The 26,287-nt window shown below is 72.3% G+C and carries 25 protein-coding genes; 16 read left to right on the top strand and 9 right to left on the bottom strand.

The features are described from left to right. Nucleotides 1-9 precede the first annotated feature (9 nt). The gene (locus ETD83_RS03920; RefSeq protein ID WP_138643651.1) at nt 10-840 is read right to left on the bottom strand and encodes an LLM class F420-dependent oxidoreductase; all 831 of its coding nucleotides are present in this window, start codon (nt 838-840) and stop codon (nt 10-12) included. 537 nt (nt 841-1,377) lie between these two features. Between ETD83_RS03920 and ETD83_RS03915 the strand changes: the two genes are divergently transcribed. Continuing rightward, complete coding sequence (locus ETD83_RS03915) at nt 1,378-2,790, top strand: MFS transporter (RefSeq protein ID WP_138643650.1); 1,413 nt, start codon at nt 1,378-1,380, stop codon at nt 2,788-2,790. 35 nt (nt 2,791-2,825) lie between these two features. On the opposite strand, the gene ETD83_RS03910 is transcribed toward ETD83_RS03915, so the two are convergent. From ETD83_RS03910 to ETD83_RS03885, 6 genes are all read right to left on the bottom strand, one after another. Continuing rightward, entirely contained in the window at nt 2,826-3,398 is a 573-nt protein-coding gene (locus ETD83_RS03910) for a TetR/AcrR family transcriptional regulator (RefSeq protein WP_205717478.1), read from the bottom strand. 249 nt (nt 3,399-3,647) lie between these two features. Beyond that, entirely contained in the window at nt 3,648-4,094 is a 447-nt protein-coding gene (locus tag ETD83_RS03905) for a Zn-ribbon domain-containing OB-fold protein (protein ID WP_205717477.1), read from the bottom strand. Continuing rightward, nucleotides 4,091-5,257, bottom strand: coding sequence for a thiolase domain-containing protein (locus ETD83_RS03900; protein WP_138643648.1), 1,167 nt, complete (start codon nt 5,255-5,257; stop codon nt 4,091-4,093). The genes ETD83_RS03905 and ETD83_RS03900 overlap by 4 nt, the downstream gene beginning before the upstream one ends. Next, nucleotides 5,254-6,078, bottom strand: a complete 825-nt coding sequence (locus ETD83_RS03895) for an alpha/beta fold hydrolase (RefSeq protein ID WP_138643647.1) — start codon at nt 6,076-6,078, stop codon at nt 5,254-5,256. Before ETD83_RS03895 ends, ETD83_RS03900 begins: the two co-directional genes overlap by 4 nt. After that, nucleotides 6,071-6,856 carry a hypothetical protein gene (locus ETD83_RS03890; protein ID WP_138643646.1) on the bottom strand — a complete coding sequence of 262 codons (786 nt, stop codon included), beginning with the start codon at nt 6,854-6,856 and terminating at the stop codon, nt 6,071-6,073. Before ETD83_RS03890 ends, ETD83_RS03895 begins: the two co-directional genes overlap by 8 nt. A 16-nt stretch (nt 6,857-6,872) precedes the next feature. Beyond that, nucleotides 6,873-7,583 (bottom strand): IclR family transcriptional regulator, encoded by a 711-nt coding sequence (locus tag ETD83_RS03885; protein ID WP_138643645.1) that lies wholly within the window; start codon nt 7,581-7,583, stop codon nt 6,873-6,875. Nucleotides 7,584-7,853: 270 nt separating this feature from the next. Here ETD83_RS03885 and ETD83_RS03880 point away from each other — a divergent pair, with 270 nt between their 5' ends. The 3 genes from ETD83_RS03880 to ETD83_RS03870 all read left to right on the top strand — a co-directional run bounded on the left by ETD83_RS03880 (nt 7,854) and on the right by ETD83_RS03870 (nt 11,077). After that, entirely contained in the window at nt 7,854-9,017 is a 1,164-nt protein-coding gene (locus ETD83_RS03880; protein WP_138643644.1) for an acyl-CoA dehydrogenase family protein, read from the top strand. 117 nt (nt 9,018-9,134) lie between these two features. Next, nucleotides 9,135-10,145, top strand: coding sequence for a TauD/TfdA family dioxygenase (locus ETD83_RS03875; protein WP_138643643.1), 1,011 nt, complete (start codon nt 9,135-9,137; stop codon nt 10,143-10,145). Next, nucleotides 10,142-11,077, top strand: a complete 936-nt coding sequence (locus ETD83_RS03870; RefSeq protein WP_171064007.1) for a TauD/TfdA family dioxygenase — start codon at nt 10,142-10,144, stop codon at nt 11,075-11,077. Before ETD83_RS03875 ends, ETD83_RS03870 begins: the two co-directional genes overlap by 4 nt. 16 nt (nt 11,078-11,093) lie before the next feature. Here ETD83_RS03870 and ETD83_RS03865 read toward each other — a convergent pair whose 3' ends face one another. Next, complete coding sequence (locus ETD83_RS03865) at nt 11,094-11,819, bottom strand: enoyl-CoA hydratase/isomerase family protein (RefSeq protein WP_171064006.1); 726 nt, start codon at nt 11,817-11,819, stop codon at nt 11,094-11,096. A 45-nt stretch (nt 11,820-11,864) separates the two neighbouring features. Here ETD83_RS03865 and ETD83_RS03860 point away from each other — a divergent pair, with 45 nt between their 5' ends. The 10 genes from ETD83_RS03860 to ETD83_RS03815 all read left to right on the top strand — a co-directional run bounded on the left by ETD83_RS03860 (nt 11,865) and on the right by ETD83_RS03815 (nt 23,627). Beyond that, entirely contained in the window at nt 11,865-12,086 is a 222-nt protein-coding gene (locus ETD83_RS03860) for a hypothetical protein (protein WP_138643640.1), read from the top strand. Further along, entirely contained in the window at nt 12,083-13,594 is a 1,512-nt protein-coding gene (locus ETD83_RS03855; RefSeq protein ID WP_205717476.1) for an amidase, read from the top strand. The genes ETD83_RS03860 and ETD83_RS03855 overlap by 4 nt, the downstream gene beginning before the upstream one ends. Before the next feature lies 1 nt (nt 13,595). Next, a complete protein-coding gene (locus ETD83_RS03850; protein ID WP_171064005.1) occupies nt 13,596-14,717 on the top strand; it encodes an extracellular solute-binding protein in 1,122 nt (373 codons plus the stop codon). A 92-nt stretch (nt 14,718-14,809) separates the two neighbouring features. Beyond that, on the top strand, nt 14,810-15,679 hold the full coding sequence (locus ETD83_RS03845; protein WP_171064004.1) for an ABC transporter permease: 870 nt from the start codon (nt 14,810-14,812) through the stop codon (nt 15,677-15,679). Next, nucleotides 15,676-16,533, top strand: a complete 858-nt coding sequence (locus ETD83_RS03840) for an ABC transporter permease (protein WP_138643637.1) — start codon at nt 15,676-15,678, stop codon at nt 16,531-16,533. The genes ETD83_RS03845 and ETD83_RS03840 overlap by 4 nt, the downstream gene beginning before the upstream one ends. Next, entirely contained in the window at nt 16,530-17,684 is a 1,155-nt protein-coding gene (locus ETD83_RS03835; protein ID WP_138643636.1) for an ABC transporter ATP-binding protein, read from the top strand. Before ETD83_RS03840 ends, ETD83_RS03835 begins: the two co-directional genes overlap by 4 nt. Then, entirely contained in the window at nt 17,674-19,836 is a 2,163-nt protein-coding gene (locus ETD83_RS03830; protein ID WP_138643635.1) for an acetate--CoA ligase family protein, read from the top strand. The genes ETD83_RS03835 and ETD83_RS03830 overlap by 11 nt, the downstream gene beginning before the upstream one ends. 12 nt (nt 19,837-19,848) lie before the next feature. After that, complete coding sequence (locus ETD83_RS03825) at nt 19,849-20,736, top strand: enoyl-CoA hydratase/isomerase family protein (RefSeq protein ID WP_138643634.1); 888 nt, start codon at nt 19,849-19,851, stop codon at nt 20,734-20,736. A gap of 30 nt (nt 20,737-20,766) precedes the next feature. Beyond that, a complete protein-coding gene (gene hutU, locus ETD83_RS03820) occupies nt 20,767-22,479 on the top strand; it encodes a urocanate hydratase (protein WP_138643633.1) in 1,713 nt (570 codons plus the stop codon). Then, nucleotides 22,461-23,627, top strand: coding sequence for a CaiB/BaiF CoA transferase family protein (locus tag ETD83_RS03815; RefSeq protein WP_138643632.1), 1,167 nt, complete (start codon nt 22,461-22,463; stop codon nt 23,625-23,627). The genes hutU and ETD83_RS03815 overlap by 19 nt, the downstream gene beginning before the upstream one ends. A gap of 43 nt (nt 23,628-23,670) precedes the next feature. Here ETD83_RS03815 and ETD83_RS03810 read toward each other — a convergent pair whose 3' ends face one another. Continuing rightward, nucleotides 23,671-24,159, bottom strand: coding sequence for a MarR family winged helix-turn-helix transcriptional regulator (locus tag ETD83_RS03810; RefSeq protein WP_205717475.1), 489 nt, complete (start codon nt 24,157-24,159; stop codon nt 23,671-23,673). Nucleotides 24,160-24,260: 101 nt separating this feature from the next. Between ETD83_RS03810 and ETD83_RS03805 the strand changes: the two genes are divergently transcribed. Both ETD83_RS03805 and ETD83_RS03800 read left to right on the top strand, forming a co-directional pair. Beyond that, nucleotides 24,261-25,322: an LLM class flavin-dependent oxidoreductase gene (locus ETD83_RS03805; protein WP_138643631.1), complete on the top strand. Its 1,062-nt coding sequence runs from the start codon at nt 24,261-24,263 to the stop codon at nt 25,320-25,322. Continuing rightward, nucleotides 25,319-25,939: an NAD(P)H-dependent oxidoreductase gene (locus ETD83_RS03800; protein ID WP_205717474.1), complete on the top strand. Its 621-nt coding sequence runs from the start codon at nt 25,319-25,321 to the stop codon at nt 25,937-25,939. Before ETD83_RS03805 ends, ETD83_RS03800 begins: the two co-directional genes overlap by 4 nt. Nucleotides 25,940-26,287 lie beyond the last annotated feature (348 nt).

The raw sequence follows: 26,287 nt of genomic DNA, 5'->3' as shown, positions 1-26,287 counted from the left end.
GCCGTCGTGCTAGCGCAGGTCGTCGGCGAACGCGGCGAGGTCGTCCAGGGCGTGGAGGGCTTCGGCCTCCGGCGTGGTGGGGAGGGCGAGGCCGATCCGCTCCACGCCCGCGCCGGCGAGTTCGGTGACCGCGCGGGCGTCGGCGTCCAGGCCGCAGAGCGTGATCGGAACGCCCGGACGGCCCCGCTCGGCGAAGAGGCCCGCGACCCGCCGGATCTCGGCCGGCGGGGTCGCGGCGCGCGGCAGCCAGCCGTCCCCGTGCCGGACGACCCGGGCGAGCGCCGCCGGGCTCTCGCCCCCGATGTAGATCGGCGGGTGCGGCCGCCGCACGGGTTTCGGCCACAGGTGGATCGGGTCGAAGTCGACGTGCTCGCCGTGGAACTCGGGCTCGTCCTCGGTCCAGATCGCCTTGATCGCGGCGAGCTGCTCGTCGAGCCGGGCGCCCCGGGTGCGCGGGTCGGTGCCGTGGTTGCGCATCTCCTCGCGGTTCCAGCCGACGCCGACGCCGAGGAGCGCGCGGCCGCCGGAGAGCACATCGAGGGTGGCGACCTCCTTGGCGGTGTGGATCGGGTCGCGCTGGGGGAGGAGCGCGACGGCGGTGCCGAGCAGGATGGTGGACGTCGCCGTCGACGCCGCCGCGAGCGCCGTGAACGGGGCGAGGGTGCGGTAGTAGGCGTGCGGCAGCTCGGCGCGGCCCTGCCAGAGGGTCTCGCGCTTGACGGGAATGTGCGAGTGCTCGGCGATGAAGAGGGAGTCGAAGCCGCGCTCCTCCGCCGCGCGGGCCACGACGTCCGGCCGGACGCCGTCCGCGGTCAATAGCGTGTAGATGCCGAACTTCACGGGGTCACCGGCCTTCTCATCGTCCTGCCCATTTCTCCGGCGGAACCGAGCGCGATTCGCCGGGAGGGAGTTCGCCGAATTTCCTCTAACGACATCTTGGATCTTAGGAGGACCACCCCCGGGGCGGCAACACCACAAATGGTAATGGATCATGCTGGTAAGGGTTGACACGCCCCCTCCCACCTGCAATCGTACTTGTACGCCCGACCGGTCGGTCGGGAGGATGGGGATTGGCCGGCGGTACCGTCCAAAAGGCGGGCGCGGGCCGTTGGTCCGGATCGGTGGCCGCACCACCGCGACCGCGCCGGACGACCGCATCCGATGTGCCGTGAGCTGACATCGGGATCGCCGCTTTCAATGACGACGCGGCCGATTCTCAAGGCGCTGCCCCGGGGGTATCAGCGCGCACCTGAGCCGAGGCGGGAAAAATGTCGACCCGGCGGCGGAGAACCCTGGGCGATAACACTTTCCACGCGCGGCGAGTGACCGGGAGACCGCCGGTGGGCGGTCCGCCACGTCGTTGAAAGGAAAACGCGGATGGCCTCCGGAACGACACCCGCGAAAGAAGTGCCGAAGAAGGGCACGCTGAGGATCGCCGCCGCGGCGCTGGCGGCGTCGAGCATCGAGAACTACGACTTCTTCATTTACGGGACCGCCGCGGCGCTGGTCTTCCCCGATCTGTTCTTCCCCGGGCACAGCCCGCTCGCCGGGGCGCTGCTGTCGTTCTCGACGTTCGCCGTCGGGTTCGTCGCCCGGCCGCTCGGCGCGGTGATCTTCGGCCATCTCGGCGACGTGCACGGCCGCAAGCGCTCCCTCGTCATGGTGCTCCTGACGATGGGCATCGGCACCACGCTCATCGGCGTGCTGCCCACCTACGACGCCATCGGACCGGCGGCCCCGCTCCTGCTGGTGCTGCTGCGGCTCGTCCAGGGGATCGCGCTCGGCGGCCAGACCGGCGGGGTGATCCTGCTGGCGCTGGAGAGCGCGCCGTCCGACCGCCGCGGGTTCTTCTCCAGCTTCGCGCTCGCCGGCGGGCCCGCGGGCATCCTGGTCGGCAACCTCGCCTTCCTGATCGCGGACCTGGTCACCACGTCGGAGTCCTTCGACGCCTGGGGCTGGCGGCTGCCGTTCCTCGCGAGCGTCGTCCTGCTCGGGCTGACGATCTACATTCAGCTGCGGATCGAGGAGACCCACGCGTTCAAGCGCCTGCAGCGCGCCGCGGAGGCCGGCCCGGCCAAGCGGCCGAAGCCGCCGGCCGGACGCTCGCCGGTCCTGGAGGCGCTGAGCCGCTACCCGAGGAAGATCGTCCTCATCGGCGGCGCCTACGTCGGCATCAACGTCACCTACTACCTCTTCATGACTTTCGCCGTCGCCTACGGGACCAACGAGGACATCCTCGACATGCCGAAGAGCCGGATCCTGCTGGGCGTGCTGCTCGGCGCCGGGGTCCAGCTCGTCCTGCTCCCCGTCGCGGGAGCGCTGTCGGACCGCATCGGCCGCAAGACGATGCTGACGGCCGGTTCGCTGATGCTCACGGTGTGGGCGTTCGCCTTCTGGCCGCTGCTCAACACCGAGTCGCCCATCGTCATCGTGTTCGCGTTCGTCGTCGGGCTGGGGCTGATGCACACGACGATGTACGCACCCCAGGGCGCCTTCTTCGCCGAGACGTTCCCGACCGCGACCCGCTACTCGGCGATGTCGCTGAGCATCCAGGTCGCCTCGGTGGTCGGCGGCGCGCTGGCCCCGCTCATCGCCACGTCCCTGTACGCCTGGACGGGATCATGGGCGTCGATCGCGGTCTACATGGCGGGCGTGTGCCTCGTCACCCTCGTGTCGGTGCTCCTGCTGCCGGAGACCTACCGGGACGACATCGAGGACCCGGTCACGGCGGACCAGGACCTCGGCCCGGGCCCGGGGCCGGACGAGGCGGGCACGGTCAGCACCGCCTGACCACCGCGCAGGTCTGATGCCCTGGGGCCCTGGCCTCAGGGCATCAGGCCGCGGTAGGCGTAGTCCCAGAAGGCGTCGGCGATCTCGTCCTGGGTGAGCTCTCCGTCGGAGTGGTACCACTGGTAGGCCCAGTTGCTCATGCCGAATATCGCGAGGCTGAACAATTTGGCGTCGACCTTGCGGAAAGTTCCGGCGGCGATGCCGTCGCGGACGACGTCCTGCACCATCGCCTCGTACCGGGCGCGTTTCTCGGTGGCGACGGCGAGATCGGCGTCCGGAAGCTCGCGGTGGTTCTCGAAGAAGACCCGGCACTGGCCGCGCCTGGTGGCGATGTTCCGCAGAAAGTCATGGATCACGCCGCGCAGCAGTTCGGCCGGTTCCAATCCCTGCTCGACCCGGGCGCCGTGCGACTCGATGAGGCCGTCGATCAGCTCCTCGTGCATGTACCAGAGCAGTTCCGACTTACTGCGGAAGTAGTGATACAGAGTGGGCTTGCCGATTCCGACGGCGGCGGCGATGTCGTCCATGGAGGCGCGGGCGTACCCCAATTTCTCGAAGAGGTCGGCGGCGACGCGGATGATCTCCGCGCGCCGTTCGTCCTTCGACATCTGCCGGCGCCTCGACCGCCGCGCCGACGCAGCTTCCGACATCCGCGTTCACTCCGCATCATTGGAGAACTTCAGGGGGGCGAGCCGCCCTTATGAGCCGGAGCGGATCCCCCGCCCGATCGCTGGATCCTGAAGTATACCAGGATGTTCATAATTGACTTGCCGGGGCCGTCCGGCGGAGGCGGAGCCCGGCCGAGCCAATAGTGGAGTCGCGCCGATCGGTCTCCCGGAAGGGAAGAATAAATTGCGCTAATCCGCCGGGCGGAAGCGGTACAGCCGGGCGCGGACGCCGCCGTCCTCGGCGGCGGCCGCGGGGGCGTCGAAGACGAGCGTCACGGCCTGCCCGATGCCCACCTCGGACGGGTCGCAGCCCACGATGTTGGTCAGGATCCTCGGCCCCTCGGCCAGCTCGACATAGGCCACGACGTACGGCGTCAGCTCGCGGTAGCCGCCGCGCGCCTTGCGCACCACCGTGTACGAGTAGACGGTCGCCTCGCCCGACGCCGGGAACCACATGACGTCGCGTCCGCCGCAGCGCGGGCAGAACGGGCGCGGGTACCAGATGACCGTCGCGCAGGATTCGCATCGGGGGAGCAGCAGCCGCCCCTCGGTGGTGGCCGTCCAGAAGGTCTCGTCCGCGCCGGCAGGTGTGAAGCCGGCCGGTGTGAAATCGGCCGGGGGCAACGGGGTGCTCACGCGTCCTCACGTCCCAGGATCAGGGTGGCCGCGGAGCTCCGGGTGGCGAGCCGTCCACCCGAGCCGTGCACCACCGCCAGGCGGCAGTCGGGGACCTGCACCTCCGCCGCCGCCTCGCCGCGCAGCTGGCGCACCGCCTCGATCATCCGCGCCATCCCTCCCCTGTTGTCGGGCTGGTTGTTGCACAGCCCGCCGCCGTCGGTGTTCATGGGCAGCCGCCCGTGCGGGGCGACCAGCGCGCCGTCCCGGACGAACCGCCCGCCCTTCCCCTTCTCGCAGAAGCCCAGGTCCTCCAGCGCCATCAGCGCGGTGATGGTGAAGGAGTCGTAGACGGACGCGTAGTCGATGTCGGCGGGCGTCACCCCCGCCTCGGCGAACGCCGCCGGCCCCGACCAGACCCCCGCCGTGTACGTCAGGCCGGGACGCCCGTTGCCGGTGCCCTTGGCCGCCTCGCCGTGCCCGAGGACGGCGACCGAGCGGCGCGGGAGCCGCCGGGCGACCTCGGCGCTCGCCACGACGACCGCGCCGCCGCCGTCGGTCATGACGCAGCAGTCCAGCCGGTGCAGCGGATCGCTGATCATCGGCGAGTTCAGCACGTCGTCGACGGTGACGGCCTTGCGCAGGAAGGCGTTCGGGTTGTGCTGCGCGTGCAGTGATGCCGCGACCTTCACTTCGGCGAGGTCCCTGCTCGTCGTCCCGAACTCGTGCATGTGCCGCATGGCGGCGAGCGCGTAGTTGTGGACGGTGTCCGTGATCCCCCAGTGCGTCTCGTAGTGCGTCTCCGGCGCCCCGGCCAGGCTCGGCCCGGAGGCGAGCCGCAGGGTGCGCGGGCGCCCGCCCATGACGACCAGCGCCACCTGGCATTTCCCGGCCGCGATCGCGGCGGCGGCGTGCCCGACGTGCGACAGGTACGACGCGCCGCCCGTCTCGGTCGTGTCGAGGTGGCGGCAGCGCGTCCCCAGGTACTCCGCCATCGACAGCGGCCCGACGCCGGGAGCGTCGGAGTCGCAGAAGTAGGCGTCGACGTCCGGCGGGGACAGCCCGGCGTCGGCCAGCGCCGCGAGGGCCACCTCGGCGTGGATCTCCGCCACCGACAGGTCGGGGATGTCGCGGCGCGGGTGCTCGTGGGCGCCGACGATGAACGCCGCGCCGCGCACCGTCACGGCGCGACCCCCTCGGGAGCGGCGGCGTCGAAGTCCTTCACCCAGCGCTCGAAGCGCGCCGCGAAGTCCGGGATCTCCTCCATCGGGTAGTGCCCGATGCCCGGCAGCAGCTCGAAGGCCGCGTGCGGGACGAGATCCGCGATGCGCCGGACGCGGCTCGGCGGCACGAAGAAGTCGTCCTCGCCGGTGAGGATCCGCACCGGGCACGTGATGCGGGCCAGGGCGTCGCGGATGTCGTGGGTGAGCGCGCCGTGGATGTCGCTGACGGTGACGTGCCAGTCCTCGCGGCAGTGCATCTGCGCGATCAGCTCGACCCGCTCGGGCGGGACGGACCGCCCGCACGCCTCGACCGTCCCGTAGTAGGTGCGGTCGCGCATGCTCGGGGAACCGGAGTCCTCCAGGCTCGGCCGGGGCGGCGGCCTGCCGTCGCTGCCGAGCACCCCGGACGGGTCGAGCGCGACCACCCCGGACAGCCCGCCGGGCAGCTTCGTGGCGATGTCCAGCGCGATGCTGCCGCCGATCGAGCAGCCCAGCAGGTAGGGGCGCTCCAGCCCCAGCGCGGCGATCAGCCGCATGCACCAGTCGGCGTACCAGGACAGGTCGCTGACCGGCCCGCCGGGCGCGGGCTCCGAGCGGCCGTGCCCCGGCAGGTCGGGCACGATGACCTCGAAGCCCAGCTCGGCCAGCCCGGCGGCCGCGTGCCGGTACTGCACGCCGCTCTGCCCGGCCGTGTGGACGCACAGTACGGCCGGGCGGGCGCCCGGCCGGCTCTCGACGAACGCCAGCCGGCCGTCGAGTTCCAGATAGTCGGCGTTATGCACGGGTCGCCTCCACGGTCTTCCCGGACGTCAGCTCGCGCGCGTGGTCGATCATGATCATCACGGCCTTGATCATGCGCAGGTACTGGTAGCCGCTGCCCATCGCGCGGAACAGGCCGTCGCTGGTGCGGCGGATGAAGTCGTTGGACGGGGCGGCGAGCAGCTCGGCCCAGGCCAGGTCGGCGCCCTCGATGGTGAACGTCGCGCCGTCCAGGGACTTGCGCGCGACGTCGATGACCTCGCCCCGGTAGATCCGGAAGTGCGCCTGCCGGTCCTCGGCGGCGAACGCGATCGCGCCGTCGAAGCTGCGCGCGGCGGCGGTGAAGCGGGCGTCTCCCGCCAGCCGCTCGCGCAGCCGGCCGCCCCACCGCACCGAAGCGAAGTCGGCGGCCTCCCACTCCGCGGCCGTGCTCCGGCTCAGCTCGACCGGAACGCTCCAGGCCACCGTCGACCGCGACCGCACGCGGTCGAGATCGTCCACGACGCGCACGGCCTGGTGGATCGTCGCGTGCGCCGGGCCGGGGCCGGGCGTGCGCCTGGTGACGGTGGCCTCCAGCCGCACGGCCGTCGCGCCGTTCTCCGCGGACGGAGGCGGGGCCTGCGGATCCCAGCGCAGCGACACCAGGTCCGCGTCGGCGGCCGGGCGTACCTGTGCGAGCAGCCGCAGCAGGACCGGCAGGTCGGCGGCGTACGGCGGGCCGGTCGCGGCGTTGCCGGCCCCCGCGACATGACGGGCGCTCCGCGAACGCGTGCCCACGGCCGGTGCGGCTTCCTCGGACATCAGGTCCCCCTCGGATTCAGGACTGGCCGGTCGACCGGCCCGTCGCCGGGTCGGTGTCGACGTCGGGCGTGCCGAGTTCCCGGGACATCGCCTGGGCGCGCGCGGCGACCAGGTTCCCGATCTTCCGCACCTGCGCGTCCGGGATCCGGAACGTCGGGCCGACGACGCTGATCGCCGCCGCGACGCTGCCGTCCGCCCAGCGCACGGTCCCGGCGATGGCCGTCACGCCGTCTTCGAGGGCGTGGCTCGCGGTCACGTAGCCGAGATCGCCGCACTGCCCGAGCAGCGCGGTGCCGATGGCGGTGTCCTCCACCGGCACGGTCCGGCCGAGCCAGCCGCTGTGCCGGATCGACTTGCCGCTCTCGGCCATGCGCGCGTACAGCACCGTGTTCCGCGGGCCCGCGACGCCCAGGTAGGCGCTCTCGCCCGCCTCGTCGCGCAGCGCGGCGAGGTGCGGGTCGGCGAGCCGGTACAGCGGGGCGCTGCCCATGAACGTCACCGCCACCTGGATCAGCCGGCTCGCGCCGTGGTACGCGCCGTCCTCGTCCCGCCGCACGAACTCGGTCGCCTCCAGCGTGCGCAGCAGCCGGGACGCGGTCGCGGGCGACAGGTTGACCCGTCGCGCGAGGTCCACCAGGCCGAGGCCGTCGTTGGTGGCGACCTCCACCAGCAGCGTGAGGGCCCGCTCCACCGTGCGCGTCGGCGCTGGACCGTTGTCTGTCGACACCCTGTCTGTCCTCCGTGGTCGTCCCGGGAGCGAGTCTTGCCAGGCCCCCGGTCATATGCTTTCATCTAGTGACCTTCGATTTTTACTAGATGACAGGGTTGCAGATGAGCGTCGAGCTGTCCAGCGCAGGAGCACCGCCGAACACCGATCCCCGGATCGCGTTCACGGCCGGTCCGCGCACGGCTCGGCGGCCTGGTCTGGAACGTTCCGTCAGGACGGGAGGCGCGGTGCGTGAACGGTCGCGCGTCCGGGCCGGGCGGGAGGCAAGCGATGTTTGACCTGCTCGACGACCAGAGGCGGGAGTTCCGCGCCACCCTGCGGGAGTTCTGCCGCAACGAGGTGATGCCCGGCGCGGCCCGGCGCGACGCGGAGGCCGAGTACCCGGCCGAGCTCGTCGCCCGGCTCGCCGCGATGGGGCTCATGGGCATCACGATCCCCGAGGAGTTCGGCGGCCTGGGCCTGGACATGGTGACCCAGGTCCTCGCGATGGAGGAGGTCGCCTATGCCGACGCGTCCCTGGGGTCGGTGTTCGCCGGCCACTACCTCGGCATGGAGACGCTGCGCCAGTTCGGCTCGTCCGAGCAGCGCAAGCGGTACCTGCCCGGCCTCGCCACCGGCTCCCTCCGGGTAGCCTTCGCCCTGACCGAGCCGGACGCCGGCTCGGACATCAGCCGCATCCGCACCCGCGCCACCGCCGGGCCGGACGGCTGGACCCTGACCGGCGGCAAGACCTTCACCAGCAACGCCCGGGAGTCCGACGAGATCGTCGTGTTCGCCATGACCGAACCCGGGGCGGGTTTCAAGGGCATCACCGCGTTCCTCGTCCCCGCGGGCGCGGACGGCCTCGCCTTCTCCTCACCCATCGAGAAGCTGGGCATCCGCGGTGAGCACGCGTACGAGATCTCCTTCGACGGCGTCCGGGTCGAGCGGGGCGCCGTGCTCGGCGAGCCCGGCGGGGGCGGGCGCGTCGCGCTGGAGGTCCTCAACAGCGCGCGGATCGACGTGGCGGCGCTCGCCAACGGCGTCGCCATGCGCGCGCTCGACCTCGCGGCCGGGTACGCGTCGGCGCGCGTCCAGTTCGGCTGGCCGATCCGCGAGCTGCAGGCGATCCAGCTGATGCTCGGCGAGATCGACGCGCTCGTCCAGTCCGGGCGCCTGCACGCCTACCACGCGGCGGCGCTGCGCGACCAGGACCGGGACGTCCGGCGGGCCGGGGCGGCCGCGAAGTACGTGGCCAGCGAGAACTGCTTCCAGTCCGTCGACAAGGCACTCCAGATCCATGGCGGCTACGGCTACGTGAAGGAGAGCGAGATCGAGCGTCTCTACCGGGACTGCCGGATCTTCCGGATCTACGAGGGCACCTCGCAGATCCAGCTGCTCACCATCGCCAAGCTCCTCGGCCGCCTTCACGACGAGCGCGGAACCGTGGTCTAGCCCGGGGCGGCCACAAGCTCCACCGCCCGGGCCGTCCACGCAACGGCCGTCCTCACCGTGCGCCCCCGCCGGGGGCGGCTCGGCGTGATCACCAATCGTTCTGTTCGGAGTTCTGTGATGGTTGACATTTTGAGAGAGCCGGTGACCGGGCGGAGCGTCTGGACGGCGGCCGACACCGGCGACGAGGACTCCTACGCCCGCAGGTTCACCGAGGACGACCTCGAGGAGTTCGACCGGGCGCTGGCGGGCGTCAAGGAGAAGTCCGCGCAGGAGCTGTCCAAGCGCGACTTCCCGTTGCCGTCGTTCTCGGAGAAGGTCCGCGACGTCCTGGACGAGCTTGAGCACGGCACCGGGTTCGTCCTGCTGCGGGGCCTGCCGGTCCACGACCGCTACAGCGTCGAGGAGGCCGCCAAGATCTACTGGGCGATCGGCCTGCACCTGGGCGAGCTGGTGCCGCAGAACCGCAAGGGCGAGCTGATCGGGCACATCCGGAACCTCGGCGCCAAGGGCCACAACGCGCGCGGGTACGCCACCGCCTCGGCCGCCGCGTTCCACACCGACCAGACCGACATCGTCGGGCTGATGTGCCTGCGCCCGGCCCGCAGCGGAGGGATCAGCCTGGTCGCCAGCGCGATGGCGCTCTACAACATCGTCCTGGACGAGCACCCCGAGTGGCTCGACATCCTCTACGAACGGTTCCCGACCGACTGGGTCAGCGAGGAGCCGCCGGGCAGTCCCGGCTGGTACTACTCGCGGCTCTACTCCTACGTGGACGGGCTGCTGTCGTCCGCCTACCGCACGGGCCGGATCCTCAGCGCCACCCGGTTCGCGGACGTCCCCCGCCTCAGCGCCCGCGAGGTGGCGTGCCTGCTGTTCCTCGACGAGATCCCGACCCGGCCGGGGATCGCGCTGGACATGACGCTGGAGCCCGGCGACATCCAGTTCGTCAACAACTTCGTGACCGTGCACAGCCGGACCGGCTTCGTGGACGACCCCGACGACCCGGCGTTCCAGCGGCACCTGCTGCGGCTGTGGGTCAGCCGCCCCGACACCGGACGGGTCGTGTGCCCTGAGTACCACTACTGGCGCAGCGGCATTTCCCGCCTGGAATGGGCGCGGTCCGCATGAGCCCCGAGGTATCGACCCGGCCGGTCACGGGCCCGAGCGTGTGGACCGCCGCCGATTTCGAGTCGGGCGAGCCGTACGTCCGGCATCTCACCGGCGCCGAACTGAACGCGCTCGACGAAGACGCCACGGTCCACGCCGACCTGATCGCCGAACTGGTCGATCGGCTGGAGAACGGCATCGGATACGCCGTCCTGCGCGGCCTGCCGCTGGGGACGCGGTACACGCCCGAGCAGGCGTCCCGGATCCACCGGACGATCGCCGAGCACATCGGCGAGATCGTCCCGCAGAGCCGGAAGGGCGATCTGGTGCGCGTCCTTGAGGACGCCCACCACCCCGCCCAGCGCGGCGGTACCTACGCCAGCAAGGCGGGAGCGCCGTTCCACACCGATCCCACCGACGTCGTGAGCTACCTCTGCCTCTCGCCCGCCCTGAGCGGCGGCGCGCGGGTGGTGGCCAGCGCCGCGACGGTCTACAACGCGCTGCTCCGCGAGCACCCGGAGTGGCTCGACCTGGTCCACCGGGAGTACGCCACCGACTGGGAGGGCGAGCAGCCGGACGGCGAGCCCGGCTGGAGCCCGCGGCCGATCTTCTCCGTCGCGGGCGGCGTGCTGACCTGCTCGCTGGCGACCAAGCGGATCATCAGCGCGATGCGGTTCGAGGACGTCCCGCGGCTCGGCGCCGAGGAGATGACCTGCCTGATGTACCTGGACTCGCTGCTGCGGCGTCCGGGGACCGCCGTCCATGTGAACCTGCGGGTGGGCGACATGGAGTTCGTCGGCAACCACACGGTGATCCACTCGCGGACCGGGTTCGTCGACGACCCGTCCGACCCCGGCCACCAGCGCCGCCTGCGGCGGCTGTGGATCAACCGGGGCGCGGAGGGGCGCCCGCTGGTCCCGGCGCTTCGGCGATGGCGGGCGGGGCTGTCATGAGGACCCCGGCGGCACCTCAATCCTCCGGCCGCACCGGCGGCTGGCCGAACGTCATGTGCTCTTCCGACCAGTCGTCCAGCGGCCGGACGGCGTGGTCGGCCCACTGCCGCAGCCACGCCATCCCCGCGGTCACCACGTGCCGGGGCGCCGAGCCGAGCTCGGTGGCGAGGTCGCGCGCGGCCGCAAGCGCCTGCCCGGCGGGCACCACATCGGTGACCAGCGCGTGCGCGGCCGCCTCGGCGGCGTCGAACCGCCGGGCGGTCAGCGCCCAGCGCAGCACGACGTCCGGACGGACCCGGCGGACCACATTGGGCGCCGCGCCCATCGGGAAGTATCCGAACTGCGCCTCCGGGAACCCGAAGCGCGCCGAGGCGCCCGCCACCGCGTACGTGCTCGCGCCGGCGAGCCCCGCCCCCAGGCCGAGCGCCCAGCCCTCGACCGCGGCGACGACCGGCAGCGCCGTGGTGCGCACGACACGGAGCATCCGCGCATGAGGGGTCTGCCGCCACGGGACGCTCGCCGGGTCGGGCGCGGGCTCGCTCACGTCCGCTCCCGAGGAGAGATCGCCGCCCTGGCCGCACAGCACGATCGCGGTCACGCCGGGGTCGGCGTCGAAGCGCGCGACCGCCTCGGCCAGCAGCAGGGCGGTCGCCGCGTCGATGGCGTTGCGTCTGCGCGGCCGGCGGATCTCGACCACCCCGACCCGGCCGGTCACGTCGGCGCGCAGCGATTCGGCACTCACAAGCTTCCCCTCCAGGTCAGACGGTACCGAAGGGACGGCCATCCGGTGGACGACACGAACACCGCCGTGGACGAGGCGGAGTCCGCGCTGCGCGCGGCCGGGCTCTCGCTCTCCGAGGACGAGATCGTCCGGCTCGCCACCGGCTACCGCGCGCTGCGCGCGAAGGCCGACGCGTTGTCGGCCCTGGAGCTGCGCGACGACCCGCCGATCGACCCCGTCGCCATGACGCGGACCGCCGCGCTACCAGGCGAGAGCGCACGCCCATGACGACACCGGCCCTGCCGCTGACCATCGAGGACGCCGCCGCGTCCCTGCGCACCGGCGCCACGACCTCGACGGCCCTGACCCGCACGATGCTCGACCGCATCGCCCGGCTCGACCCCGCGCTGGGCGCCTACGTCACCGTCACCGAGGACGAGGCGCTCGCCGCCGCGGCGGGCGCCGACGCCGACTTCGCGCGCGGCTGCGACAGGTCGCCGCTCCAGGGCGTCCCGCTGGTGGTCAAGGACCTCATCGCCACCCGGGACGCGCCGACGCGGGCCAACAGCGAGGTCCTCGACCCCGGCTGGGGCGGCGGCGCCGACGCGCCGGCCGTGGCGCGGCTGCGCGCGGCGGGGAGCGTCCTGCTCGGCAAGTCCACGACGAACGAGTTCGCCTGCGGCCTGCCCGAGCGCACGGCGCGCTTCCCGTTCCCGCGCAACCCGTGGAACCCCGAGCACACGCCGATGGGCTCCAGCTCCGGAACGGCGATCGCCGTCAGCGCCGGGCTCGCCCTCGGCGGGCTCGGCACCGACACGGGCGGGTCGGTGCGCGGCCCCGCCGGGGCGAACGGCTGCACGGGGCTGAAGGTCTCCTTCGGACGGGTGCCGAAGAACGGCGTCGTCCCGTGCGCGTTCACCCTCGACACCGTCGGCCCGATGGCCCGCAGCGCCTACGACTGCGCGCTGATCCTCGACGCGATCGCCGGCCACGACCCCGGCGACCCGTACTCCTCGCCGGTCCCGCCCGACCGCTACGCCGAGGGCGCCCGCGACGGCGGGGCCGAGGGGCTGCGCGTCGGCGTCCCGACCCGGTACTTCCTGGACTCGCCGCTGCTGGACGGCGAGGTCCGCACCGCCGTGCTGCGCGCCGCCGACGAGCTGGCGGACGCGGGCGCGACGCTCACCTACGTCGTCGTGCCGCACGCGCAGGAGGCGAACGACGCCAACAACATCACGTTCCTCTCCGAGGCGTTCGCCTACCACCGGACGAACCTGACCGGCCGGTGGGACGAGTACGGGAGGACGACCCGCGAGCTGCTGGCGCGGGCGGCGTTCTTCACCGGCGCCGACTACGTCCAGGCGCAGCGGGTCCGGGCGCTGTTCCGGCGCGGGCTGGCGGACGTCTTCGCGAAGGTCGACGTGCTCCTCACGCCGGTGTCGTTCACGGCCGCCGCGCCGATCGCGACGGCGGACCTGGCGGCGGCGCTGTTCCGGCCCGGCTTCCACGGCCCGTGGAACGCCTCCGGGCTCCCGTCGGCCGCCGTCCCCTGCGGGTTCACCGAGGCGGGGCTCCCGCTGTCGTTCCAGGTGGTCGGACGCCCGTTCGCCGAGAGCACGGTGCTGCGCGTCGCCGACGCCTACCAGCGCCGCACCGACTGGCACCTGCGCGTGCCACCCACCGCGTCCGCCGATGACGCGTCCGCCGACGCAGCGCACCCGAGAGCCGCTCACCAGAGGGGTGCGCACCGGGGGTTCGCAGGGTCTACGCCCACCCCAGAAGAAGGAGCAGGATGACATGTCTTCCCAGAGAACGCACGCCAGCGGCGTCAAGCGGGACCGGCGGGGCCGGCGGGGCCGGATAGCGGCGGCGCTGTCCGTCGCCGTGGCCGTCGCGACCGTCACGGCCGCCTGCGGTTCGGACTCCGACTCGGGCGGTGGCTCGGACACCCTGGTCATCGCCGGCTGGGGCGGGTCGTTCACGGCCGCGAACAAGGAGTTCTTCTACGACCAGTTCCAGAAGGACACCGGGATCAAGGTCACCATCGCCACGCCCGGCGGCGGGTTCGCGGCCAAGGTCGCCGCGCAGCGCGCCGGCAACAACATCGAATGGGACCTCCTGGAGGCGCCCGGCGGCGACACCTCGAAGCTCGTCCTGGACGGCAACCTGGAGAGGTTCCCCGAGTCGCTGATCAAGGAGATCACGCCGCTGGTGGCCGACGGCGCGATCCGTCCCGGCCCGTCGGAGCCGTACTACCTCGACCACGGCGGCACGGTGAACCTGATCGGCTGCAACACCAAGCTGGTCAAGAAGTGCCCGACGAACCCGCGCGAGTTCTGGGACGTGAAGAACTTCCCGGGCACGCGGGGCATCACGGCGAACAACCCCATCTTCACCAGCCTGTTCGCGCTGGCGGGCGACGGCGTCCAGCCGCAGCAGTACTTCCCCGTCGACGTGAACCGCGCCATGACCGCGCTCAAGCGGATCAAGCCGAACGTCCAGGTCTGGTCGACGAGCCCGGCGCAGATGCAGCAGGCCGTCGTGGACGGCGAGGTCGCGATCATGCAGGCGCCCAACACCGTCCTGGTCTCGGCGATGAAGCAGGTCCCCCAGCTGAAGCTCCACTGGGACGGCGGCCTGCTCTTCGACGAGGGCTGGTGCGTGACCAAGGGCGCGAAGAACAAGGAGGCCGCGTTCAAGTTCATCAAGTGGTACGCCGAGCACCGCGAGGCCCAGGCCAAGTTCACGGAGAAGATCTACAGCGGCACCGGCGGGCGCGACATGCAGAAGTACCTGTCGCCTGAGGCGATCGAGAACCTGCCCATCAACAAGACCGGCGTCACCCTCGTCGACGGCAAGGCGGGGGCCAAGCAGCAGCAGGAACTCGGGAAAGCGCTGCGCGAGATCCTCGTCGGCTGAGAGCGGCGTGCCGGCGGCCTTGCAGCCAGGCCGCCGGCACGCTCCCGGCGAGCACGGATGGGAGATGACCAGGAGATGAGCACATGCTTCGGATGACGCGCCGAACACGCAGAAGGGGATGGCAGTCGACGTTCTCCGGCCTGACCGGGCTGGGGCTGATCGCGCCCTTCCTCGTCGCCGCCGGCGTGTTCATCGTCTACCCGTTCGTCGAACTGCTGCGGACGGCGTTCGGCGAGCCCAACGGGTTCGGGAACGTCGGCGACTTCTTCCAGAGCCCGGCCGCGCGCCGGACGCTCTGGACGACCTGCCTCACCTCGCTGATCGTCACGGTGATCGTCGTGGCGGCCGGGGCCGTGCTGGCCTGGTCGCTGCGCACGACCAAGAGCCGGCTGACCCGCATGGTGATCGCGCTCGCCGTGTTCATGCCGCTGTGGATGGGGGCGGTGATGAAGATCTACGTCTTCACCGTCCTGCTGGAGCGCTTCGGGGTCGTCAACCGGACCCTGACATCGCTCGGCGTCATCGACGAGCCGATGCAGCTGCTGCGCACCCAGTTCGCGGTCGTGGCCGGGATGACCTACCAAATGCTGCCCTACGCGGTGCTGCCGCTGTACGCGGTCTACGTCACCATCGACCTGAACCTCATCCAGGCCGCGGAGAGCATGGGCGCCTCGCGGGTGCGGGCGCTGCGGGACGTGGTGGCGCCGCTGGCGCTGCCCGGCCTGCTCGCCTCGACGGTGATCGTCTACGTGATCTGCGTCGGGTACTACCTGACGCCGGTCCTGCTCGGCGGCGCCACGGCGCCGTTCACGGCGAGCCTCATCGCCGACGACATCTTCAACCTGTTCGAACCGGCGCAGGCCGCGGTCGCCTCGGTGCTGCTGCTGGTCGTCGCCGGCCTGGTCATCCTCGGCGGGCTCCGCCTGGTGGGCCGGGAGCGGCTGCGGAGGGCGCTGGGATGACGACCGAGACCCTGACCTCGCACGCCCCGCCGGAGACCGCGCCGCGGGCCGTCCGCGACACGGCCGGGCGCCGGGCCCTCACCCGCGGCGCCAAGGCCGCCGACCTGCTGGTCCGCGCGCTCGCGGTGCTGTTCCTCGGCGTGCCGATCCTGTGCGTCGTCGTGCTGTCGTTCTCCAACGCCGAGGTGCTGCAGTTCCCGCCGGAGGAGTGGGGGCTGCGCCAGTACCGGTCGTTCTTCGGCTCGGACACCTGGATCGACGCGATGGTGCTGTCGTTCAAGCTGGCCACCGTGTCGGCGGCGATCTCGCTGCTGATCGGCGTCCCTGCGGTGTTCGCGCTGCACCGGTCGCGGCTTCCGCTGAAGGGGCTGCTCCAGGCCATCGGCCTGAGCCCGCTCGTGATCCCGGGCGTCGCCTACGCCGTGGCGCTCTACACCCTGTTCGTCCAGTTCAGGCTGACCAGCAACATGGCGGCGCTGGTGCTGACGTACGCGGTGCACGGGCTGCCGTTCGTCCTGCTGATCCTCGGCTCGGCGATGGCCCGGCTCCCGGCGGAGACCGAGCTGGTCGCGATGACGCTCGGCGCGTCCCGGCCGCGCGCGATGGTCGGGATCACCCTGCGGCAGCTGCTGCCGGCGATCGGCGCGTCCTACATCTTCGCGTTCATCACCAGCTTCGACGAGGCGGTGCTCATCAACTTCCTCGGCGGCCCCGGGACGGTGACGCTCCCGAAGGCCATCTTCGACAACGTCAAGACGGGACTCGATCCGAACATCACCGCGATCGCGACCCTGCTCATGGCGGGCACCGGCGTCGTCGGCTCGCTCGCGTTTCTGCTGCGGAGGAAGGTATGAACGTCAGGGCACGGAAGGAACCGCGGCAGGAGGCGGAGGCGGAACCCCGTCCCGCCCCGGACGCCCCCGCCGAATCGGCGGCCGGGCTCGAACTGCGGGGGCTGGTCAAGCGCTTCGGCGGTACGGAGGCGCTGCGCGGGATCGACCTCGTCGCCGAGCACGGCAACTTCGTCACCGTCCTCGGGCCGAGCGGCTCGGGGAAGACCACGATCCTGCGGGTCGTCGCGGGCTTCCTCGCGCCCGACCAGGGCGAGGTGCTCATCGACGGCCGCGACGTCACCCGGATGCCACCGGCGGCGCGCGAGATCGGCATGGTGTTCCAGAACTACGCGCTGTTCCCGCACATGACGGCCGCCGACAACATCGCCTACGGGCTGAAGATGCGCCGCTTTCCGAAGGCCGACCGCGACCGGCGGGTGGCCGAGATGCTGGAGCTGGTCGGCCTCGGCGAGCTGGGCGGACGGCTCCCGCGCGAGCTGTCGGGCGGGCAGCAGCAGCGGGTCGCCGTCGCCCGCGCGCTGGCGTTCCGCCCGCAGCTCCTGCTGATGGACGAGCCGCTCGGCGCCCTCGACCGCGAGCTGCGCATGCGCATGGCGGTGGAACTGCGGCGGCTCCACAAGGAGGCGGGCGCGACGACCGTCTACGTCACGCACGACCGCGAGGAGGCGCTGACGCTCTCGGACTGGATCGTCATCATGCACGACGGCCGCATCGACGCCGTCGGCACCGCCGAGGAGCTCTACACCCGTCCGCGCAACGCCTTCGTCGCGAGCTTCTTCGGCGGGCACAACGTCGCCGAGGCCACCCTGGACGGGCTCGACGGCGACAGGGCGCGCGTAGGGTTCGCCGGGTGCGACATGGAGGTCCTGTGCGGGCAGCCGCTGGAGCCGTCCGCCGGACGTGTCGGGCTCAGCATCCCCGAGGAGGCACTGAGCCTGACGCCGTCCGGGCCGGCCCCGGCACGCCTTGAGCTGCACGTCCTCGACGACCTGTACCTGGGCAACGGCGTGCGCGTCACGCTGCGCACGGGCGAGGGCGTCACGTTGCGCGCCACCCTGTCCCGCGATGCCCGCGAGTCGATCCGGCACGGCGGCACGCTGACGGCCTACCTCGACACGACGCAGGTCGCGGCGGTGCCCCATGAGCGGTAGCGGGCGGACCTACCGCCAGCCCGCGCTGGACGACCTGCTGAACCCGAAGAGCGTCGTGATCGTCGGGCTGTCGCCGCGTCCGGGCTCGACCGGCCGCCGCATCCTCGGCAACCTCCGGCGGGCGGGCTTCGGCGGCGCGGTCCACGGCGTCCACCCCGGCGGCCGGGACGTCGACGGCGTGCCGGTGTACCGGACGCTCGCCGACGTGCCGGACACCCCGTCCGTGGCGCTGGTCTGCACGCCCGGCGACACCGTGCCCGCGCTGGTCGAGGAGGCCGCCGAGAAGGGCTGCCGGGGCGTGGTCGTCTACGCCTCCGGGTTCGAGGAGACCGCCGGCGGCGTCGCGCGGGCCGCCCGCCTGCGCGAACTGGCCGGACGCCACGGCATGAGCCTGGTCGGCCCGAACTGCCTGGGCGTGTTCAACCCCGGCCGCGCCCTGTGGCTGACCGGCACCGACTTCGGCGCGGACCTGCCCGCGGGGCCGGTCGCCGTGGTGTCGCAGTCGGGGTCGGGCTGCATCCTGCTGGCGGGCTCCGGGCGGCTGGGGTTCTCCTACGTCGTCTCCAGCGGCAACGAGACCGTGACCGGGCTGGCCGACTACCTCGACTATTTCGTCCAGGATCCGTCCACCCGGGCGGTCGGCCTCGTGGTGGAGGGCATCAGCGACGCCGACGGGGTCATGGCGGCCGTCCGGAAGGGGCACGACAACGGCGTCGCCGTGGTGGCCCTGAAGGTCGGGCGGACCGAGCTGGGCGCCCGCAACGTCGCGTCCCACACCGGCGCCATCGCCGGGGACGCCCGCGCGTACGAGGCGTTCTGCCGCCGCGCCGGGATCGTGTCGGTGGACGACTTCGACGAGCTGACCGAGGCGCTGGTGGGCCTGTCGACACTGCGCACCGGCCCGGCGGGCGACCGCGTCGCGTTCGTCGGGCTGTCCGGCGGCGAGATCGGGCTGGTGGCGGACATGGCCGTCGACGGTGGTGTGCGGCTCGCCGAGCTGTCGGCGGCCACCCGCGCGGACCTCGGGCGGATCCTGCCGGACTTCGCCACGATCGCCAACCCCCTCGACGGCACCGGCCAGCTCGTCGGCGAGCCCGAGCGGTTCGGACGGCTCGCGGAAGCCGTCGCCGCTGATCCGGGGGTCGATCTCCTCACCGTCGTCCTGGACGCGCCGCCGTCGCTGGGCGATCGGCTGGCCGCGTCCTACACCCGCCTGCTGGCGACGTTGCCGGGCGTCCGGCAGCGTTCCGGCACTCCGGTCATGGTGCTGTCGAACTACGGCGGCGGGCTCCACCCGTTCGCCGCCGACGCGCTGGCCGGTTCGGACATCCCCGTCGTGCACGGCACCCGCGCCGGAATGGCCGCCATCGCCGCCGTGACCACCGCCGCCACGCACCGGGCCCGCACCGCCGATGAGCACGAGCCGGTCGAGCCCCGGACGGCCTCCTTGCAGGCCGTGCGGCGGGCGTTGGACGCGTCGCCGTCCAGGCAGGTGTCCGGCGAGGCGCTGGAGGAGCTGGCCGAGCAGTACGGGCTGCCCTTGCCCAAGCGGGCCGCCGCGGACTCGGCCGCCGAGGCGGTCGCGGCGGCCGAGTCCATCGGCTTCCCGGTCGTGCTCAAGACCGCGTCGCCGAAGGTCGTGCACAAGAGCGACGCCGGGGGAGTCGCGGTCGGGCTGTCCACGCCGTCGCAGGTGCGCGAGGCGTACGAGACCGTCACGTCGTCCGTGGCGCGGCATCTGGGCGAACCGGCGCCGCAGGTCGTGCTGGAGGAGATGATCACCGGCGGCGTGGAGGCGTTCGTCGGGTGCGGGCTCGACCCGGTGTTCGGGCAGGTCCTCGCGCTCGGAGCCGGCGGGACGCTCGTCGAGCTCCAGCCCGACCCCGCCCTGGCGCTGCCGCCGGTATCGCCGTCGGAGGTACGCGCGCTGATCGCCGGAACGCCGCTGGCCCGCCTGTTCGCCGGGTATCGCGGCGCGCCGCCGTCCGACGCCGGCGCGTTCGCCGACCTCGTCCCGCGCGTCGCCCGCCTGGCCGCCGACCTGCGCGAGGCCGCGGTGGAGATCGACCTCAACCCGGTCGCCGTGCTGCCGCGCGGGCAGGGCGTGCGCGTGCTCGACCTCAGGATCGTCCAACCGCCCCAGACACGTTAGGACCGCTCCGCCATGGACTACGCAACGATCCTGTACGAGGTGGACGACGCAGTCGCCACCATCACCCTCAACCGGCCCGAGGTCATGAACGCGCTGTCGTCCGACCTGGAGCGGGAACTGCACGACGCCCTGCACCATGCCGGGGCCGACCCGGACGTCCGCGCGATCGTCCTGACCGGGGCCGGACGGGCGTTCTGCTCCGGCTACGACATGGCGGCCGTGGACGGGGGAGGGACGACGGACGGCGCGAACGCGTCCGACCCGGCGTCGCGCTACCCGGCGGACGTCATCGGCGGCTGGTACGAGCGCAACCAGGCGGAGCTCGACCACCTCAGGGAGATCTGGAGCCTGCCCAAGCCGGTGATCGCGGCGGTCAACGGCTGGTGCATGGGCGGCGGGTTCTGGTACGCCCTCGCCTGCGACATCACGATCGCGTCCGCCGGGGCCGTCTTCGCGCAGCCCGAGGTGCGGATGACGTCCAGCTCCATCTTCCTGTTCGCGGCGCTGTGCGGCTGGAAGAACGCCAACCGCTACGCGCTGACCGGCGACCACTTCGACGCCGCCGAGGCGCTGCGCATCGGCGTGGTCAACGAGGTCGTCGCGCCCGAGGAGCTGCTGCCCGCCGCGCGGCGGCTGGGCCGGCGCATCGCGCAGGTCCCCGCCGCGTCGGTGCGGCTGAACAAGGCCATCACCATGCAGGGCCTGCGCGCGGCCGGCATCGACAGCGGCCTGCTGCTCAACGGCGCGCTCAACGCGATGGCCCACTCGTCCTACGGGCCCGAGCGCGAGCGGCTCAACGCGGCGAAGGCCGAGGGCGGCCTGCGGGCGTTCCTCGGCGCCCGCGACGACCCGTTCCGGCCCGAGCCGTTCGGGCCGAGGTCCGCCGGGCCGGGCGAGTAGGTGGCATCCCACGTGATCGGAGGAGAGGCGATGGCGGGACCGCGGACGGTCAGGGCGCCCCACGGAGGCGACCTGACCTGCAAAGGCTGGGCGCAGGAGGCGGCCCTGCGCCTGCTCATGAACAACCTGGACCCGGACGTCGCCGAACGTCCGGACGACCTCGTCGTCTACGGCGGCAACGGCCGCGCGGCGCGGTCCTGGCGGGACTTCGACGCGATCGTCGCCACGCTGCGCCGGTTGGCCGGCGACGAGACGCTGCTGGTGCAGTCGGGCCGTCCGGTGGCCGTGTTCCGCACGCACGAGTGGGCGCCGCGGGTGCTCATCTCCAACGCGATGATCGTCCCGGAGTGGGCGACGCTGGAGGAGTTCCGCCGCCTCGAAGACGCTGGGCTGACGATGTTCGGCCAGATGACCGCCGGGTCGTGGGCCTACATCGGGTCACAGGGCATCCTGCAGAGCACGTTCGAGACGTTCGCGGCGGTCGCGTCCAAGCGCTTCGGCGGGACGCTGTCCGGCACGCTGACCGTCACCGCCGGACTCGGCGGCATGGGCGGCGCGCAGCCGCTCGCGATCACCATGAACGGCGGCGCGGCCCTCTGCGTGGAGGTCGACCAGGCGAAGATCACCAGGCGGATGCGGCTCGGCTACCTCGACACCCAGGCCGACGACCTCGACCACGCCCTATCCCTGGTGCTGGCGGCCCGGGACGAGCGCCGCGCCCTGTCGGTCGGGCTGCGCGCCAACGCCGCCGAGGTCCTGGCCGAGATCGTCGCGCGGGACGTCCCCGTCGACATCGCCACCGACCAGACCTCGGCACACGACCCGCTCCTGTACGCCGTGCCCGGCATGTCGCCAGAGGAAGCCGCCGACCTGCGCGCCCACGACAAGAAGACCTACGTCCTGCGCGCCCGCGCGAGCATGGCCGACCACGTCAAGGCGCTCTGCGCGCTGCTCGACCGCGGCACCGAGGTGTTCGAGTACGGCAACGGGCTCCGCGTCGAGGCCGACCTCGGCGGCTACAAGCGGGCCCTCGACTACCCGGGCTTCATCGTCGCCTACATCCGCCCGCTGTTCTGCGAGGCGAAGGGGCACTGCCGCTGGATCGCGCTGTCCGGCGACCCCGCCGACATCGCCGTGATCGACGCGGCGATGCTCGACGAGTTCGCCGACAACCCGTCGGTCACCCGATGGCTGCGGCTGGCGGCGAAGCACGTCCGCGTGCAGGGCCTGCCCGCGCGCACCTGCATGCTCGGCTACGGGGAGCGCGCCCGCGCCGGACGGGTCATCAACGACCTCGTCCGCGACGGGAAGGTCAGCGCGCCCGTCGCGCTCGGGCGCGAGCACCTCGACGCCGGGTCGGTCGCCTCCCCCTACCGGGAGACCGAGGCGATGATCGACGGCAGCGACGCCATCGCCGACTGGCCGGTGCTGAACGCGCTGCTCAACGCCTCCAGCGGCGCGACCTGGGTCGGCGTGCAGCACGGCGGCGGGACGGGCATCGGCCGATCCGTCCACACCGGGATGGTGGTGGTCGCCGACGGGACGCCGCTCGCCGCGCTGCGCGTGGACCGGGTGATGACCAACGACCCCGGCAGCGGCGTCGTGCGCCACGCCGACGCCGGCTACGAGCGCGCCGTCGAGTTCGCCGCCGAGCAGGGCATCTGGATGCCGAGCCTGAACGCCGCGCCGCCCCGGAACGGCCACGCCACAAGGGAGGGGACCCCATGGACGCCGCGCCCCTGAGCGACATCCGCGTACTGGAGTTCGGCCACTACATCGCCGGGCCGTTCTGCGGCCAGATCCTCGCCGACCAGGGCGCCGACGTGATCAAGGTGGAGCCGCCGGAGGGCGACGCCAGCCGCGGCACCGAGACCCTGTCCTACAACGACGTCTACTTCCACGCGCTGAACCGCAACAAGCGCAGCGTCATGCTCGACCTGAAGTCCGACGCGGGCCAGGAGGCGCTGGTCGCGCTGCTGCGCACGGCGGACGTGGTCGTCACCAACTACGCCGTCGGCATCCCCGAGCGGCTCGGCTTCGGCTATGCGCAGGTCAGGGACGTCAACCCGCGGCTGGTCTACGTCCATGCCAGCGGGTTCGGCAACGACAGCCCGTACGCGAAGCGGCCCGCCTTCGACGGCATCATCCAGGCGATGTCGGGCCTGGTGCACCTGACCGGCGAGCCCGACGGGATGCCGATGCAGGCGGGCCTGTTCGTGCCCGACCACGTCACCGGCCTGTACGCCGCCCTCGCGGTGATGTTCGGCCTCAGCCGCCGGGGGGCCGCCGGCGAGGGCTCGTTCACCGACCTGAGCATGCTCGACAGCATGATGTCGCTGCTGGGCCCGTGCCTGGCCGAGGCGGTCCAGCTCGGTGTGAGCCCGATGCGGGTCGGCAGCAAGGTGCGGCGCTCTTACGCGGGCACCTACACCGCGGCCGACGGCTACGTGTACCTCGCGCCGATGACCCTGCGGATGTGGACGGCGCTCGCGGGCGTGGTGGACGCGCCGGAGCTGCTCCCGTACTTCGCCGCCCCGGCCGCCGACACCCGCCTCGACCACCGCGACGAGCTGGACCGCACCATCGAGGCGTGGACCCGCGCGCACCCGGTGGCCGAGGTCGTCGCGCGGATGGGCGACGTCGGCGTGCCCTGCAGCCCGATCTTCACCGTGGACGCGCTGGCGGCCGACCCGCACGTCCGGCACCGCGCGATGGTCCGCTCGATCCCGCTGGAGGGCGGGGACGGCGAGGTGATCGTCCCGGGCTCGCCGCTCCCGGTGGTCGGCACGGCGTTCTCCACGGGCCCGCCATCGATCGGCCAGCACACCAAGGAGATCCTCGGCACCGCCCCCGACCCGGACCCCGCGGCCCGTCCCGCCCGATCGGAGTAGACGACCCGGGCCGGACCGGCGCCGGCCGGAGCCGGGGAGACGCCTAGGCCCTTCCGCTTTCGCGTGCCGTGCCGTCGCCGCGGCCGGTTTCGGCGGACGGGTCGAGGCGGGCCCAGACTTCGGCGAGGCTGCGCAGGTGGTCGTCGTCGAGCCGGTTGAAGAACAGTTCGCGCAGGTCGGCGTGGTGCCGGCGGCGCGCCCGGCGGATCAGTGCCCGGCCGCTGCCGGTCAACGTCGCGTCGAAGCCGCGGCCGTCGGCGGCCGACCGCCGCCGTTCGATCAGCCCCCGGTTCTGGAGGCGGTCGGCGAGGCGCGTGAACCCGCCGCTGGACATCAGGCGGCGCTGGGCGAGATCCGACATGCGCATGCCGTCCGGGCCGGCCTCGTAGAGCAGGGACAGCACGCTGTACTCGGCCATGCTCACGTTCAGCGGAGCCAGCCCCGCCTCCAGCGCGCGCCAGAGCCGTTCGTGAGCGAACAGGAACCCCGCCCACGCCTCCTGCTCAAGGTCCCGCAGACCATCGGTCGCCATGGCGGCACGGTATCCGGACGGCACCCTCCGCCGCCAACCCGGAATATTTGTCTGCGCACGCAGGTTGTTCGCGTCGTTCCGCAGCTGAGAAGGGACCGGACATGGCATTCGAGATCGGCATCATGACATTCGGCGAGATCACGGAGGATCCCGTCAGCGGCGGCCTGCCGTCCCCGCGGCAGCGCGTCCGCGAGACGATCGAGCAGGCGAGGGTCGCCGACGAGGTGGGGCTGGACGTGTTCGGCGTCGGCGAGCACCATCGCGGCGACTTCGTCGGGTCGGCGCCGACGATCCTGCTGGCGGCCGCGGCCGAGGCGACCGAGCGCATCCGGCTGACGAGCGCCGTCACCGTGCTCGGCTCGGAGGACCCCGTCCGGGTCTGGGAGCAGTTCGCGACGATCGACCTGCTGTCGGCCGGCCGGGCCGAGATCATCGCCGGGCGCGGCTCCTACACCGAGTCGTTCCCGCTCTTCGGCTACGACCTGCGCGACTACGCCGACCTCTTCCGCGAGAAGCTCGACCTGCTCCTCAAGATCCGCGAGCGGAACCCGCTCAGCTGGCAGGGCCGCTTCCGGGCGCCGCTGGCGGACGCCGACATCGCGCCCCGCGCGGACGGCGCCACGCTCCCGATCTGGGTCGGCGTCGGCGGTTCGCCCGCGTCCGCGATCAGCACCGGACGGCTCGGCCTGCCCATGGCGCTCGCCCTGCTGCTGGGGCCGCTGACCTTCCACGAGCAGACCGTCGACCTCTACCGGGAGGCCGCCGCCGACGCGGGGCACGACGCGGCCGCGCTGCCGATCAGCATCAACACGCACGGGTACGTCGGACGCACCAGCCGGGAGGCGAGAGACGTCATGTTTCCGTATTTCGCGAAAGGCATGGCGGAGAACAACCACCAGCGGGGCAAAGGACTCCTTCTGCCCCGGGCCGCCTTCGACGCGCAGTCGTCGCCGAGGTCGGGTCTGCTGGTGGGGAGTTCGCAGGAGATCATCGACAAGCTGCTCGCCTACCACGAGCTGTACGGCCTGAACCGCGCCGTCATTCAGATGGGCTTCGGCGGGATGCCGCAGAAGGAGCACCTCGACGCGATCGAGCGGCTCGGCACCGAGGTGGCGCCGGTCGTGCGCCGCGAGGCCGCCATGCGCGGGGGGAGGGCGGCATGACCGTCATCGACGCGGAACCGTCGGCCGCCCCCGCGGACGGCGCGGCCCTGCGGGTCGTCGTCGTCAACGGCAGCCCGAGCCGGCCGTCCAAGACCATGGGTCTCGTCGACGTCGTCCTCGACACGCTGAAAGGGATGCTCCCGATCGAGACGTCCCGGATCGACGTGTACCGCCTGGGGGCGGGGTTCACCGGCGCGATCGAGCGCGACGACGTCCCGCCCGACGTCGAGTCCGCGCTCCGGCTCGCCGAGGACGCCGGCCTCCTGATCGCGGCGGCGCCGGTGTTCCGCGGCTCCTATCCCGGCATGTTCAAGCACTTCTTCGATCTCGTCGACCAGTACGCGCTGGCCGGCAAGCCCGTACTGCTCGCCGCGACGGGCGGAGGGGACCACCACGCGCTCGTCCTGGAGCACGCCATGCGGCCCCTCTTCGGCTTCTTCCAGGCGCTGACCGTGCCCGTCGCGATCTTCGCGTCCGCGGGGGACTTCGACGGGACGGTGCTGCTCAACCCCCGCGTCTACGGGCGCGTCCAGACGGGCCTCACCGACGTGGCGGACCTGCTCCGGGCCCGCGCGACCCGCGCCGCCGGCGCACACCCGCCCCATTCAAATAATTGATCGAGGCGCCATACCCGATGCGAATGTCTAGAAATCGAGGGCTCCGCACCCTCGGTTTCTAGACCATTTCGTAGAAGCCGATGATCGGCGACGACGACTAATTGATCGAACAATATCCGGGCGGAAATTGGCCATTTCCGTGCTGGCGGTTGTTCACCGTGAACGGACGTAGATTTTGCCCTGCCTCCTTACCTTCGGTGATGCCGCGGCAACGGATCGTCTCACCCCCAGTCGTCAGGAGACATCGCCGATGAAACGTCGTACCTTCCTGCGCACCTCGGTCATCGGGACGGGAGCCGTCGCCTTCTCCGGAACCCTCTGGCAGAACGCCGCCCTCGCCGCCCCCGC

The organism is Actinomadura soli (assembly GCF_005889715.1).
Lineage (GTDB): Bacteria > Actinomycetota > Actinomycetes > Streptosporangiales > Streptosporangiaceae > Spirillospora > Spirillospora soli.
Note: the sequence above shows the minus strand (reverse complement) of the source record. Positions and strands in the feature narration are given on the sequence as shown.